The organism is Paraburkholderia sp. EG286A (assembly GCF_040965375.1).
In the GTDB taxonomy this organism is placed as follows: Bacteria; Pseudomonadota; Gammaproteobacteria; order Burkholderiales; family Burkholderiaceae; genus Paraburkholderia.
On the sequence record NZ_JBFRCB010000001.1, the window covers coordinates 1274131 to 1288440 of the forward strand.

Here is a 14310-nt window from a genome sequence, read left to right on the forward strand (position 1 = left end):
TCAGTCGCCCTCGTGCCGCGCGGACGGCGTGACGGTCGGCGAGCCAGGGCCGCCCGAGGCCGGTGGCGGCGTCCCGCTATCCGGCGTGGGCGTTTCCTTGCCGCCGCCCTTGCGCGAGCCAAGCGACTCGATCCCCCAGTAGAACATCGGAATAAAGAACACGGCGATCGCCGTCGCACCCAGCATCCCGCCGATCACGCCGGTGCCGATCGAATGGCGGCTGTTTTGCGAGGCGCCCAGCGCAATGGCGAGCGGCACACAGCCGAGGATGAACGCAAGCGACGTCATCACGATCGGCCGCAGACGCTCTTCCGCGGCGACGAGCGCGGCGTCGTACGGCGTCTTGCCACCCTCCCGGTTCAGGACCGCGAACTCGAAGATCAGGATCGCGTTCTTCGCGGCCAGCGCGATCAGCATGGTCAGCCCGATCTGGAAGTACACGTCGTTGTTCAGGCCGCGCAGCAGTATCGCGAGCAGCGCGCCGAACAGCGCGAACGGCACCGCCATGAGCACACCGAGTGGCAACGACCACTTCTCGTATTGCGCGGCAAGAATCAGGAACACCATGATGATCCCGAACACGAACACGAGCCCCCCGGTCGAGCCCGATTTGATCTCCTCGAATGCCTCGCCGCTCCATCCCACGGTGTAGCCCGGCGGCATCTGCCCGGCGAGTTCCTTCAGGGTATCGATCACCTGGCCCGAACTATAGCCCGGGGCCGCGTTCGCGGTAATTTTCACCGCCGGGAAGTTGTTGAAGCGCGTGATCAGATCGGGTCCCGTGACGTACTTGTAAGTCATCACAGCCTTGATCGGCACCATATTGTTCGAGCGGCTGCGCACGTAGATCTGGTCGAGGTCGGCGGGCGTGAGCCGGTAGCGCGGATCGGCCTGGACGATCACCTGCCAGAGGCGAGCGTCCTTGTTGAACTGCGACACGTAAAGCGAGCCGAACATCGTCTGCATCGCACTGTAGACCTCTTCGACCGGCACGCCGAGCGTCTCCGCCTGGTCGCGGTCCACGTTCACTAGCAACTGCTGCGAGCTGGCGTTGAACGTCGTGGTCACGCCGGTCAGTTCGGGGCGCGCCCTCGCCTTCGTCATGAAGTCCTGCACGACGCCCGCGAGCTGCTGGATGGAGCCGTCTCCGTGGCTTTCGATCCACATTTCGCTGCCGCCCGTGGTGCCGAGACCTGGAATGGACGGCGGATTCACCGGTACGACGATGCCCTCCTGAATCTTCGAGAGCGTTTTGTAAGCGTTGATCAGGACGGCACGTGCGTTTTGCTCCCTGATGTTCGAGAACTTGTACCGTTCGTCGAACCCCTTCAGGCCGACGAAGAATGTGCCCGCGTTGTTCTTGTTCTGGCTGTCGAGCAGGCTGTAGCCGCTCACGATCGTGATGCTGCTGACCGCGGCCTGCTTCATGAAATGGTCGGTGACCTTGTCGCCCACCGCCGCGGTGCGGTCGAGGCTCGCGGCGTCCGGCATGATGATCGCGCCAAGCAGATAACCCTGGTCCTCGGGTGGCAGAAAAGCGCCGGGGATCGACTTGCCCATGAGGACCGCAAGCACGATCACGGCGCCGAAAACAAGCAGGCCCAACACGTAACGCCGGATGATGAACTGCACGGCGCGCCCGTAGCCGGCGGTCATCCGCGCGAACTGGTTGTCGAACCACCGGAAGAAGCCCTTTTTCTCATGGTGCGTGGGCTTGAGCAGAATGGCGGCCAGCGCCGGAGACAGCGTGAGCGCCACGATGCCCGAGAACACCACCGAGATTGCGATCGTGATTGCGAACTGCTTGTACAACTGTCCGGTGATCCCGCCGAGGAATGCAACCGGCACGAACACGGCGCACATCACGAGCACGATCGCGATGACCGGGCCCGACACCTCGTCCATCGCCCGCTTGGCCGCGTCTTTCGGACCGAGCTTGAAGAGGGTCATGTTGCGCTCGACGTTCTCGATCACGACGATCGCGTCGTCCACGACGATGCCGATGGCGAGCACCATGCCGAACAACGTCAGCATGTTGATCGAAAAGCCCAGCGCCGCCATCCCCATCGCCGTACCGACGATCGACACCGGTACGGCCAGCACCGGAATGAGCGTCGCGCGCAGGCTTTGCAGGAACACGTACACCACGATCACCACCAGCACGAGTGCTTCGAAGAACGTATGGATCACGTCTGCGATCGAAGCACGCGTGAAATCCGTCGTGTCCAACGCGATCTGATAGTCGAGCCCTTCGGGAAACGACGTCTTGAGTTCCGCGAGCGTCTCGTGTACCTGCTTCGAAACGTCGAGCGCGTTCGCACCCGGCTGCTGGTAGACCGCGATGATCGTCGCCGGCTTGCCCTGGTAGGTGGTGCGGTTCGAATAGCTCTTTTGCCCCAGTTCGGCCCGGCCAATGTCTTTCAGTCGGACGATCGCCGCGCCGTTGCTCGCTGCGCGGATGATGATGTTGTCGAACTCGGCGGCCGTCGCGAGCCGCCCGGTGGTCGTCACTGCGAACGACTGCTCGACCGGATTGCCGGTTGGCGCCTGGCCGACCGTGCCGACCGCGAATTGCTGGTTCTGGGCGCGCACGGCGTTCTGCACGTCGCCGGCGGTGATGCCGAGCTGCGCCATGCGATCGGGCTTCAACCAGATCCGCATCGCATAGTCCGGAGTACCGAAGATCGACGACTGGTTCGCGCCTGGAATACGCTTGAGCGTGTCGAGCACGTAGACGTTTGCGTAGTTCGCGATATAGGTCGGATCGAAGCGGTCGTCCGGCGAGTAGATCGCGATCACCATCATGAACGCGTTCGACTTCTTCTGGACCTGGACGCCCTGCGACTGCACCTGCTGCGGCAGTTGCGGCAGCGCGAGGTTCACGCGGTTCTGCACGTCGACCTGGGCGAGTTCCGGATTGGTGCCGATCCCGAAGAAGACGTTGAGCGTGTAGTTGCCCGTGGACGAACCGGACGAATACATGTAGATCATGTTGTCCGCGCCGTTGACCTGTTGCTCGATCGGCGCCGCCACGTTGTTCGACACGACGTCCGCGCTGGCCCCTGGGTAGGTCGCGGAGACCGTGATCTGCGGCGGCGTGACGTCCGGATACTGCGCGATGGGAAGAGAGAACAACGTCAATGCACCGCCGAGCGTGATCACGATCGAGATGACGGACGCGAAGATGGGCCGGTCGATGCAGAAGTGCGAGATGTTCATCGAGTCGCCCCTTACTGCGACGCGCCGCTGCTTGCGGCAGGCGCCGTCGCGCGCGCGCCTGCACTCACCTGCGGCGCTGACGCCCCGCCTTTCTCGACGACCGCCTTGCCGCCGGTCTGCGTCGAGGGGAGCGTTCCGGCAATCTTGAGCGGCACGTCGGGCACGACGCGGATCGCGCCGTCTACCACGATGCGCTCGCCGGCCTTCAGGCCATCGTTGACGAACCAGTTGTCGCCGCTCCAGTCGCCGACTTCCACCACGCGCTGCTTCGCCTTCGACTCATTGTCCACGACCCAGACGAAGTGGCTCTTCGCGCCCTGCAGCACTGCCCGTTGCGGCACGAGGATCGCATTCGGCCGCGTGGCGCCCGTCACGCGCGCGCGCACGAACTGCCCCGGCCGCAACGTGCCCTTCGGATTCGCAAGCGAGGCCCGCACGAGGAACGTGCCCGTGTCGGTGCTGAACGCCGGATTCGCAAAACTGATGGTGCCGTGCTGCGGAAATTCCGTGCCGTCGGCGAGTAGCACGACCACGACGAATTCGCTATTCGGCGGGAAGATCAGCTTGCCTGCCGAAATCTCGTCCTGAAAGTGGAGCATTTCGTTTTCGGAAATGCTGAAGTTCACCCAGATCGGATCGAGCTGATAGACAAAGGTAAGGAGACCCGATGAATTGGCGATCAGATAGCTGCCGTCCTGTTGTCTTGCATAGCTCGCGAGGCCATCCAGGGGCGACTTGATCGTCGTGTAGCCGAGGTTGAGTTCCGCCGTCTCCACCTGCCCTTGCGCCGAAATCACCGCGGCCTGGGCCTGCTTCTCGTTGCCGACCGCATCGTCGAGATCCTTCTGGCTCAATGCCTGTTGCGCGGCGAGCGGCTTGACGCGGGCAAGATTCTGCTGCGCTACCGTGAGCCGCGCCTGCTGCTGCGCAAGCTCGCCCCGCGCCGTCTGCAGCGCAGCCTGAAACGGCTTCGGATCCATCAGGAACATCGTCTGGCCGGCCTTCACCTTGTCGCCTTCGGAGTACGTCCGCCGGTCGAGAAAGCCGTCCACGCGCGCACGAATTTCGACTTCACGCGAACTCTGCGTCTGCGCAGTGAACTCGAGCTGGACCGGGGTGTCCTGAGCCGTGACCGTCATCACTGTGACTTCCGGTGCGCCGAGCGCCGGCGGCCCCGATGCCTTCTTGCAGCCGGCGAAGAGCGTCAGCGCAATAACGACGAAGATCAGCGGCAGGCGGTCCCGGCGTGCCGCAACGCGGGGTAACGGTCGATGCTCGGGAAAAAACGGTCCGCTCATGAATGGCCTCCCGCAACGCGCCGGATCTGCGCATCGCCCCGGTACGCGCGCGCCATGGTCACCACTGCGTTGCCCGCTTACTGTTCGCGATACGGATCGGCAAGACTCTGCACACTACGCAAGACGCGGCGCCGGCCGAGGCAGGACGGGGCCAGCCGACTTGCCGCGCCCGGACAATTGCCCACGCCGGTTATGACTTCCTCGATACAACGCGCCCCGATGAATTGCGCGAACACCGGAATGATTTTTTTGTTCTCTGGCTGGGGTGCCGCGCATACGGCGCGCTCGAAAGCGCCACCGGGCGCCGCACGGTGCTTTGGTATCGGCGCCGTAGGGTCACGGCACTCGTAGTCGTGAAGTTTGGTAGCCGTCCAGGGCAAAAACAATGAGACTTTGGTCCGATATCCCGCTGAGCACGCCTTTTGCTGTTCGCGGCGAGGACGCAGCGGTTGCCAGGGCAACCGCCGCGCGGCAAGCCCAGCTCGGGGTGCCGGTGCAAACCGGCTATGGGACTTTGCTCAACCGTTGAAGTTGAACGCCACGCGGGGAGCGTGGCCGGACGCCGTCAATTGCAGCCGTGACTATTCGCTGTCCGATAACAGGTGGTGCCGCCGGGCCCACGCGCGACGCCTTTTCCGTTCGCCGTCTTCGCCTCGCCACCCCGATTGTTTTGGGTCGTCCGAACACCATTCTGATTCGTCTGCGATGTCCAGGCGGTGCCCGTATTCCGGTTGTAACCGCCCGCGGAGGACCCATTTCCGCAGACTGTTTGTCCACGGTTATTGGTCGCGCATTCCGCAAACGCGCTTGAACTGATGATTAAGCAAGCCACTAGCAACACGATCTTCATGGCGGTCTCCCGAAGGTTCTGCCAATTGGTGACTGGCGCATGACCGATGAAGCCTCGATCACCCCGTCGCCGTCTCAAAGAGTGTAGGACGCGCGTTCAGCGAAGACCACCGCCCAGTACCACCGCCTCTTCATCCGGACACACTTGAGAACCGGTGGCCGAGTCTTGCCGTGCACGTCATCACGAGAACCGTGGCGTTAGGGGAAACCCCTCTTCCGGAATAACGATATAAAGATCAATTATTTGAAAAACACATTCTTACAGCGTCAGAATGTGAAATACGCATTCTTGTGCATCCCAACATCAACCGGAAGATGGAACTACGCCAGCTCGAAGCCTTCGCCGCAGTGATCACGACCGGCAGCGTCACCGCCGCCGGACGCCTGCTGGGGCGCTCGCAGCCAGCGATCACGCGGCTGATCCAGGAGCTCGAAACCGAGGTCGGCTATGCGCTGTTCACGCGCAACGGCCCGCGCGTCACGCCGACCGAGCAAGGCATCCTGCTCTACGAGGATGTCGAGCACGTGCTGACGGGCGTGCAACAGATACACAAGCGAGCCGGCGAAATCGGCCGCGGCGAAAGCCGCCCGCTGCGCATTGCGGCGACCTCGGCGCTCGCCGCCGGTCTCGTGCCCGTCGCGCTCGCGCGCACCGATCTCGCCGTCACCGCGCAGACGATCCAGCTGCGCAGCCTGCCCCCCGAACAGGTCGTGCACGATGTCCTCACCGGCGCCGCCGACATCGGCGTGGCGAGCCTGCCGCTCGAACATCGCGGCGTGGTCGTGCACTGGATCGGACAATCCGCGTGCGTTGCGGCGCTGCGCGACGACGATCCGCTCGCCCGCTCCGAGCGGCTGCCGCTATCGGCCTGCGAGGGCCGGCGCGTCGTCACGATGCAGAACCCGTATCGCCTGCGCCGCCGGCTCGATCACGCGTTCGCGCAGGCCGATGTGTCGCCGGCGGGACTCATCGAGACGAATTCGTCGATGAACGCGCTGACCGCGGTTCGCGCCGGCCTCGGCATCTCGGTGCTCGAACCGGTCACGGCCTATGGCATGCCGCTCGCCGGCGTCGCGATCCGTCCGATCGACGCCGACATTCCGTACTTCTTCGGCGTGATCTCGCGCGACGCCATCGCGCTGCCCCCCATCGCCGTGACGCTCATCGACGCGCTCGCCGACGCCGCCCGCGCCGTGCTGCCCGATTTCGCGCTGCGCGCGAGCGCCGAGCACGCCCAAGTCCTGCAGTCGCTGTATGGCGACCTGCCCGCCACCAAGGAATCGTTGCCGTAATGAATCCGACCACCCCATCGTGTGCAGGCCTCGCCGCGCTCGAAGCCCGTCTGCGCGAGGATCTCGCGTGGCTCGAACTGCCCGCGAAGCGCTGGATCCCCGCACGCACCCTCGAAGGCCGCCCCGTGATCGACGTGGCGATCGTGGGCGGCGGCATGGCCGGGCTTGCGCTGGCCGCCGCGCTCGGTCATCTCGGCATCGACGCCGTCATCTACGATCAGTCGCCGCGCGGTTTCGAAGGCCCATGGGCCACCACGGCGCGCATGGAAACACTACGGTCTCCGAAGCAGCTGACGGGCCCTGCGCTCGGCCTGCCCTCGCTCACGTTCCGCGCGTGGTTCGAAGCGCAGTTCGGCGGGCCGGCGTGGGACGCGCTCGACAAGATCCCGCGCCTGCAATGGATGGACTATCTGCGCTGGTATCGCGACGTGCTCGAGATCGACGTGCGCAACGAACACCGGGTCACCGCGATCACGCCGGGCGCGCACGGCAGCGTCGCGCTGTCCGTCACGAGCGCCACCGGCAGCGAGACCGTCCATGCGCGCCACGTCGTCCTCGCGACGGGCCGCGACGGCCTGGGCGGCCCTTCGTTGCCGGCATTCGTGCGCGATCTGCCGCGCCGTTTCTACGCCCATTCGTCCGATGTCCTGGACTATGGCACGCTGCGCGGCAAGCGCGTCGGCGTGATCGGCGCGGGCGCATCGGCGATGGACAGCGCGGCCACCGCGCTCGAAGCGGGTGCGGCCTCGGTCGATCTCCTGATCCGCCGCGCGGATATTCCGCGCATCAACAAAGGCAAAGGTGCGGGCAATCCGGGCCTCACGCACGGCCATGTCGCGCTGTCCGACGACTGGAAGTGGCGCATCCGCCACTACATCAACGTGCAGCAGGTGCCGCCGCCACGCGGCAGTACGCTGCGCGTGTCGCGCCACGCCAACGCCCGCTTCAACCTCGGTGCGCCGATCACCGGCATCGAACAGGTAGACGACGGACTCATCGTCAGTACGCCGAAGGGCGACTTCGCACTGGACTTTCTCCTATTCGCAACGGGCTTTCGCATCGATCTGGCGAGCCGCCCCGAATTCGCGCCGTTTGCCCGCCACGTGCGTGCGTGGAAGGACCGCTACGCGACGCCTGCCGGCGACGACGACATCGAGCTTGCCGATTCGCCTGACCTCGGACCGGTGTTCGAATTCCAGGAAAAAGCGCCCGGCGCGTGCCCCGGACTCGAACGCATCCACTGCTTTTGCGCGCCCGCGACGCTCTCGCATGGCGCGCTGTCGGGCGATATTCCGGCGGTCAGCGAAGGCGCGAAGCGGCTCGCACAGGGGCTTGCCGCGACCTTCTATCGCGAGGATGTCGAATTGCATTACGCCAACATGGCGGCCTTTGCCGAGCCGGAAATCGAAGGCGACGAATGGACGCCCGCGCCACCGCCTCCGGCCCTCGCCGAGCGCGAAGCGAAACGAGCGCGTGAATCTGCCGTTTTCCGGAGTTGACCATGACACACGACACTGACGACATCGTCGATCGCGTTGCCGACCTGGCGCCCGACTCGGCCACGCATGCGTTGCGGCACCAACGCGCCAAAGTGGTGGAAGCGACGCAGGGCAGCTACGACGCGCTGTTCGACCCCGCGCTGGAAGGCCTCACGCTGGTCGAGCGGCTGCTCGTCGCGCTCTACGCGAGCCGCCTCGCGACCTCCCCGGCGCTCGCGGCCCATTACCGCGCCGAACTGGCCGCTCACGCAGTCGAGGCGGCGACGCTCGCCGCCGTGGAAACGGGCGCGCCCGAGGATCTCGCTGCGCCGCGCCTGCGCGCGATCCTCGCGTTCACGCGCACGCTGATCGAGAATCCGGTCGCCGGCGACAAGGCCGCGCTGCAGACGCTGCCCGCCGCCGGCCTGACGACGCCGGCCGTCGTCGCGCTCGCACAGCTGATCGCCTTTCTGTCGTACCAGACGCGCCTCGTCGCGGGTCTGCAAGCCCTCAAACTGCTGGAGCGCGCATCATGAGCGACATCATCCGATCGCACGGCTTCACGAACGAATCGCTCGAATGGGACGCGTGGCTCGATGTCGTCGACCTCGACCAGGCCACCACGGGTCAGATCGCCGTTCTCGAGGAAAGCCACCCCAAGGCCAAAGTCTCGGACTACTACCGGTTTCTCGTCCATCAGCCGGAAATCCTGCGGCAGCGCTCCGCCGCGTTCAACGCGATCATGTACGCGCCCGGCGGCTTGCCTCGCGCGGAACGCGAACTCTCGACCACCGTGGTTTCGCGGCTCAACGGCTGTGTGTATTGCGCGTCGGTGCACGCCCAGCGTTTCGAGCAGCTCGCCAGGCGCAACGACGTGATCCGCCAGGTGTTCGCCGATCCTCACAGCGCCGGCACCACAAAGCGCGAAGAGGCGATCGCCCGCTTCTCGGCCGCGCTGACCGAGCGGCCGGACGAGATCGAGGCGGCCCAGTTGCAGGCATTGCGCGAGGCCGGTCTAACCGACGCCGAAATGCTCGACCTGATCCATTCGATTGCCATTTTCGCGTGGGCGAACCGCCTGATGCTCAATCTCGGCGAACCCGTGTTTCCCGAGCCGGTAGCCGCCTCCTGACCGACCAACGCTGGACCGTCCTTCAACCAATACCCGGGGATAGCCGATGGGCACTCAACCTGGCATCAAGCCTGTCATCGTGGCCGCCGTGCTGGCCAATGCGATGGAGTGGTTCGACTTCACCATCTTCGCCGCGATGACGCCGATCATCAGCAAGCTGTTCTTTCCGGCCTCGCACGGCGCGGCGGGCGCGGATCTGAACGCGATCCTGCTGACCACGGCCCTGTTCGGCGCGGGTTTCTTCATGCGGCCCGTGGGCGGCGTGCTGCTCGGTCTCTACGGCGACACATATGGCCGCAAGGCGGCCATGACGCTCGGCATGGGCATCATGGCGCTGGCCGCCGCGATCATGACCTTCGCGCCGACCTATGCAACGGCCGGTCTCGCCGCACCGTTCCTGATGCTCGCGGCCCGACTGCTGCAAGGATTTTCGATCGGCGGTGAATTCGGCACCTCGACCGCGTTCCTGATCGAACTGGCGCCGCCGAATCGCACCGGCTTCTACGGCTCGTGGCAGATGAGCGGGCAACTCATGTCGACGATGCTGGGCGCCGCGCTCGGCATGGTGGTCACGCAGGTGTTCACGCCCGAACAGCAACTTGCGGGCGCCTGGCGCATCCCGTTCGCGGTGGGCCTGCTCATCGCGCCGCTGACCATCTATCTGCGCCGCCACGCAAGCGAAACCTATGCGCGCATCCACGCAACGCCGCACGCCCGCGCGAAGGAGGCGGCCGCCGTCAAGCGCGGACTGTCCGACTATCTGATCGGGATGGGCATGGTGGTGGCGAGCACTGTCACGTTCTACGTCACGTTCGGCTATACCGTCACCTATGCGAAGCAGGTGCTCAAGCTGCCCGTTTCGGAAAGCTTCATGGTGCAAATGATCGCGGCCATCGTCATGCTGATCGTCACGCCGATCGCGGGCGCGCTATCCGACCGCTACGACCGCAAGACGCTGCTGGTCGGGTCGCTGGGCGCCTACCTGGTGGCGATCTATCCGCTTTATGCGTGGATCGTGGCGGCGCCGTCCGTCTCCCGGCTCCTCGTCGCGCAGATCGTAATCGGCGTGGTGAGTGCGACCTTCCTCGGCGTCTATTGCACGACGCTCGCCGAGATGTTCCCCAAGCGCACGCGCGCGACCTCGCTCGCAGTGGTCAATAACGTCGTCGTCCTGATCTTTGGCGGCTTTGCGCAGACGTTCGTGACCTGGCTCATCATGCTCACGGGCTCGCCGCTGGCGCCGGTGCTCTATGTGATGATCGGCATCGCGCTCAGTCTCGTGGCCGTTGTGGCGCTGAAGCCGGGTCATTTCAGGCGGGGCAGCGCAAGCGCCGCGCAAACCACCGGGTAAGGCAGCGAGCTCTTCCAGGTTGAAGGGGGTGAAGTCGAGGATCTGGCGACTGGAGCATGCCGTGACGCGGCCCCCTCACGTCACCTTCCTGTCGTCAAGATTCCGTCGCCGTCGGATTCCGTCTGTGAGCTCGACGCGTTGCCTACCCGTTCGATCTGGACTTGCATCGACCGTGCGTCGGTCAGCCCCAGCGCTTTCGCTGCGGCATAAGAGAGATCGATGATCCGGCCTTTCACGTAAGGGCCGCGATCGTTGATGCGCACCACGACCGACTTTCCGGTCGCCACCGATCTGACGCGCACATAGCTGCCGAGCGGCAAGGTTCGATGGGCAGCCGTGAATGCGCCGGTGTTGAAGCGTTCTCCGTTTGCGGTCTCATGGCCCTGGAACTTCTCCGCATACCAGGATGCCTCGCCGGATTGCACCACCTCGTGCCGCATATGACAGGATTCGCCCTTGCATGCGGCTTGCCGGGACGCCATCTGTCCGCACGCTGTGAATAACGCACAGATTGCGAAAACGCTCAAATAGCGCAGTGATGGCGTCATGAACCACATGTCAGTCAATGAGCGATGGCTCAACGTTTTCAAAGGTGCGTAGCATACCGCGTTCCCGGTCGACATAAAATCCTGGCAAGTTTTCGGGTTTCATGCAATGGGCTCGTCAGTCCGGCCCTCATTTCGCGGCAGGCCCCGAAAAGAGCCCCCCCTCGATGCTGAGGAAGGGGCTCGTCGACACCATGAGTTACTGACCGAAGTAAATCGGCTTCATGCTGTCACCGGCGGCGGGTGCGCCGGACGCCGACGTACTGCCTGCCATCCCGCCGTAACCGCTCGCGCCGTTCTGCGCGGCCACGCGGGCTTCGGCCGCCTGGATGTCGGCTGGATAGTTGGTGTTGTCGCCATCGCCTGGGCGGTAGCCGGCCTGTTCGAGCTGAACCAGTTCGGCGCGGACCTGCTCAGGCGTCACGGCGCTGTTCGATTGTGCGAACGAGACGACCGGAGCAGCCATGACGGTGAGGATAACGAAGGTTTGACCAAGAGATTTCATGATGAGGTTCCTCTAACGATTGCCACGTAGGGTGCGACAAGCTTGAACCGATGCGCAGGTTCAATACGCCCCCGCAAATTTTCCCGCGCCCCCGCTGGCCTCCATTACTTGATGGAGGCGTGATTCCCCGTTCGTTGTGTCCGCCACGTTTTTGTTTGCACTGCCCAGCGGCCTGTGTCGAATCCACCCGAAGCGCAGGCCGCACCGTGGGTCCGCTGCCACCACGCGTGGTGATCGAAATTGCGCAGAAAATCGGCGCGGCGGCGCTCACGGAGGTAGTGCGCCGTCACGCCGGCCACAGCGATCGCAAGCACGATCGTGCCGGCAGCCATACCCAGCCAGGTTGGGTCCACGTCAGCCTCCCCAGTTACGCCGCAGCGCTCGCGCGCTTCATGTGTCGCTGGACGCTCAGCCGTGGTAGTAGCCGTCGCCGACCGAGTTTTCCAGCACGCCGTCGACATACACGCCGACGGGGTCGCCGTCGGCGGACGTGAGCAGCGAGCCGGGGTGCTGGCCGATGATCTTGATCCGGCCGCCCTGGAACCTGGCCATTTCCCGGTGATCGAGTTCCACCGACTTGTGAAGGTCGCGGATGGTGAGCGTGGTCATGATGGGTCTCCTTGAGCAGGACGGTTGCAGGAACGGCCAGGCGGCAAGCCGCTGGCAGCACGCCATGCAGATGTCATGCCAACCGGGAGCGCTCCGCGCGGCGCCCTTCCCCCGTGCATCGCGACGATGCGAGTCTGGGCGCGACCATCACCTGGCCGGTCGATGTTGGGCGATTGCCAACAGGCCGGCCGCGTCGCGCGGCAGCCGGCCGGTTGCGATCATTCGGGGGTTGTCCTGGCGGGGGCGGGAATGCCGCGCCGGACCGCTGGCGGGCATGCTGGTCGGCAAACGTCCGACCGGCATACCGCGTTCATGTTGATCTAGCGCGCGGCGATCTGCGTATCGAGCGCCGTGCGCAATGCGCTCACCACGTCGGCCCAATCGCCGCGGCGCGTTTGGCGGAACAGACGCGCATTGGCGTACCACGGGCTGTCGTCGCGATTCAACTGCCAGCGCCAGTCCGGCGTGAACGGCAGGGCAATCCATACGGGCTTGCCGAGCGCGCCCGCCAGATGCGCGACCGCCGTATCGACGGCGATCACCAGATCGAGTTGCGCGACGAGCGACGCCGTCGCCGAAAAGGTCGTGAGGCGCGGGCCGGCGTCGATCAGCCGCCCGCGCTGCACGAGTTCGTCCATGCATGCGCGGTCGCGCTCGCGCAGCTCTTTTTGCAGCGACACGAAGCGCACATCGGTGTCGAACAGCGGCAGCAGTTCCGCAAGCGGCATCGAGCGATTGCGGTCGTTCACGTGCGTCGTGCTGCCCGACCAGACGAGGCCCACACGCAGCCGCCGATCGCCATCGTCACCGGTGCCGATTACGTCGGACCACGACGCAAGCGCGGCAGCGTCGGCGTCCGCATCGAGATACGCGCCCGAAGTCGCGAAATCCGCTTCGCGCAGCGCGAGCGCGTGCGGCAGGCTCAACATTGGCACGTGGTAGTCGAACGCAGGCAGCGTGGACGAATCGCCGATGACGCTCGCCGCGCCCGCCACGTTCTGCAGCAACGGCAGCAGCACGTCCTGCACGCGCACGATCACGTTTGCGCCCATCGCATGCAGGCGGTCGACGAAGCGCACGAACTGCAGCGTGTCGCCGAGACCTTGTTCCGCGTGCACGAGCACGGTCTTGCCCGCGAGCGGCTGGCCCTTCCATTGCGTCGCGTCGGGAAAATCGTGCGTCATCGTGCCGTCGCGCCAGCGCCATTCGTATTCGCGCCAGCCGTGCTCGAATTCGCCGAGCAGCAGATTGGTCTGCGCGCGATTGGTGCGCGCCCCCGCGTCGTTCGTGTCGATCGACAAGGCCTTCTTGAACTGGCGCAGCGCGTCGTCGAAGCGATGCAGGTCGCGCAACGCGACGCCGAGATTCACGTAGGCGGCGACGAAATTCGGCTTGAGTTCGATTGCCCGCCGGTACGCGTCGAGTTCCTCGTCGTAACGGCCCAGCTCGCCGAGCAGCGTGCCGCGGTTGTAGTGCACTTCCGCCGAACGCGGATAGCGGCGCGCCAGGCGCGCGAGATACCCGAGCGCGGCCTCGGCCTCCTCCAGCTGGATGAGCGACATGGCCGCGCCGTGGAGCGCTTCGACGTGATCGGGCGCGAGCGCCAGCAGGCGCTCGTAGAGCGCGACGGCCTGGGTGTGACGCTGCCCGAGCTGGCAAATGCGTGCGGCCTGCTGTAACTGCTCCGGAGGCGTCGCGGCCGGTTGTGCCGCTCGCCACGCGAATTCGGCGGCGCCCGCGTAATCCTCGCGCGTAGCGTAGACGAAGGACATCGCTTCCAGCGCGCCCGCGTGCTCGGGATGCGCTTGCAGGATCGATTGCAGGTCGTGCTCCGCGGCGTCGATGCGGCCGGCGGTGAAATGCTGTTTCGCCTGGGCGAGCAGCGCGACGATGGTGTCAGTCATGGGAACGCGGGGCGCTCGCGCCCGAATGCATGGATGAGGACTCGAGGCCGCATTTTACCTCAGCCGTGTCCGCGCGGTTTCGTCGCTCCACGTTGCCGGGAATCATGATAGCGAACGGCGCAGTCGA

General features: G+C 65.2%; 11 protein-coding genes and 1 pseudogene. 5 read left to right on the forward strand and 7 right to left on the reverse strand.

The genetic code is table 11. From position 1 onward, the window contains the following. Both AB4Y35_RS05695 and AB4Y35_RS05700 read right to left on the reverse strand, forming a co-directional pair. Complete coding sequence (locus AB4Y35_RS05695; protein ID WP_368703665.1) at window positions 1-3219, reverse strand: efflux RND transporter permease subunit; 3219 nt, start codon at window positions 3217-3219, stop codon at window positions 1-3. A gap of 11 nt (window positions 3220-3230) precedes the next feature. Then, entirely contained in the window at window positions 3231-4517 is a 1287-nt protein-coding gene (locus tag AB4Y35_RS05700) for an efflux RND transporter periplasmic adaptor subunit (RefSeq protein WP_368703666.1), read from the reverse strand. A 1164-nt stretch (window positions 4518-5681) separates the two neighbouring features. Here AB4Y35_RS05700 and AB4Y35_RS05705 point away from each other — a divergent pair. Genes AB4Y35_RS05705 through AB4Y35_RS05725 form a run of 5 tightly spaced genes read left to right on the forward strand, consistent with a single transcriptional unit; the run spans window position 5682 to window position 10620 of the window. Continuing rightward, window positions 5682-6659 carry a LysR family transcriptional regulator gene (locus AB4Y35_RS05705; RefSeq protein WP_368703667.1) on the forward strand — a complete coding sequence of 326 codons (978 nt, stop codon included), beginning with the start codon at window positions 5682-5684 and terminating at the stop codon, window positions 6657-6659. Beyond that, window positions 6659-8158 carry an NAD(P)-binding domain-containing protein gene (locus tag AB4Y35_RS05710; protein ID WP_368703668.1) on the forward strand — a complete coding sequence of 500 codons (1500 nt, stop codon included), beginning with the start codon at window positions 6659-6661 and terminating at the stop codon, window positions 8156-8158. Before AB4Y35_RS05705 ends, AB4Y35_RS05710 begins: the two co-directional genes overlap by 1 nt. A 2-nt stretch (window positions 8159-8160) precedes the next feature. Next, entirely contained in the window at window positions 8161-8673 is a 513-nt protein-coding gene (locus AB4Y35_RS05715) for a CMD domain-containing protein (RefSeq protein WP_368703669.1), read from the forward strand. After that, window positions 8670-9269: a peroxidase-related enzyme gene (locus tag AB4Y35_RS05720; RefSeq protein ID WP_368696345.1), complete on the forward strand. Its 600-nt coding sequence runs from the start codon at window positions 8670-8672 to the stop codon at window positions 9267-9269. The genes AB4Y35_RS05715 and AB4Y35_RS05720 overlap by 4 nt, the downstream gene beginning before the upstream one ends. A gap of 46 nt (window positions 9270-9315) precedes the next feature. Continuing rightward, window positions 9316-10620, forward strand: coding sequence for an MFS transporter (locus AB4Y35_RS05725; protein WP_368703670.1), 1305 nt, complete (start codon window positions 9316-9318; stop codon window positions 10618-10620). An 80-nt stretch (window positions 10621-10700) separates the two neighbouring features. Here AB4Y35_RS05725 and AB4Y35_RS05730 read toward each other — a convergent pair. The 5 genes and pseudogenes from AB4Y35_RS05730 to AB4Y35_RS05750 form a co-directional block, all read right to left on the reverse strand. Next, a pseudogene (locus AB4Y35_RS05730) lies at window positions 10701-11042 on the reverse strand (septal ring lytic transglycosylase RlpA family protein); the annotation flags it as partial. A 322-nt stretch (window positions 11043-11364) separates the two neighbouring features. Continuing rightward, window positions 11365-11670, reverse strand: coding sequence for a DUF4148 domain-containing protein (locus AB4Y35_RS05735; RefSeq protein WP_368703671.1), 306 nt, complete (start codon window positions 11668-11670; stop codon window positions 11365-11367). 104 nt (window positions 11671-11774) lie between these two features. Further along, a complete protein-coding gene (locus AB4Y35_RS05740) occupies window positions 11775-12023 on the reverse strand; it encodes a hypothetical protein (RefSeq protein WP_368686883.1) in 249 nt (82 codons plus the stop codon). Between the two features lie 55 nt (window positions 12024-12078). Then, complete coding sequence (locus AB4Y35_RS05745; RefSeq protein ID WP_368686882.1) at window positions 12079-12279, reverse strand: hypothetical protein; 201 nt, start codon at window positions 12277-12279, stop codon at window positions 12079-12081. Between the two features lie 320 nt (window positions 12280-12599). Then, window positions 12600-14183: a tetratricopeptide repeat protein gene (locus tag AB4Y35_RS05750; protein WP_368703672.1), complete on the reverse strand. Its 1584-nt coding sequence runs from the start codon at window positions 14181-14183 to the stop codon at window positions 12600-12602. Window positions 14184-14310 lie beyond the last annotated feature (127 nt).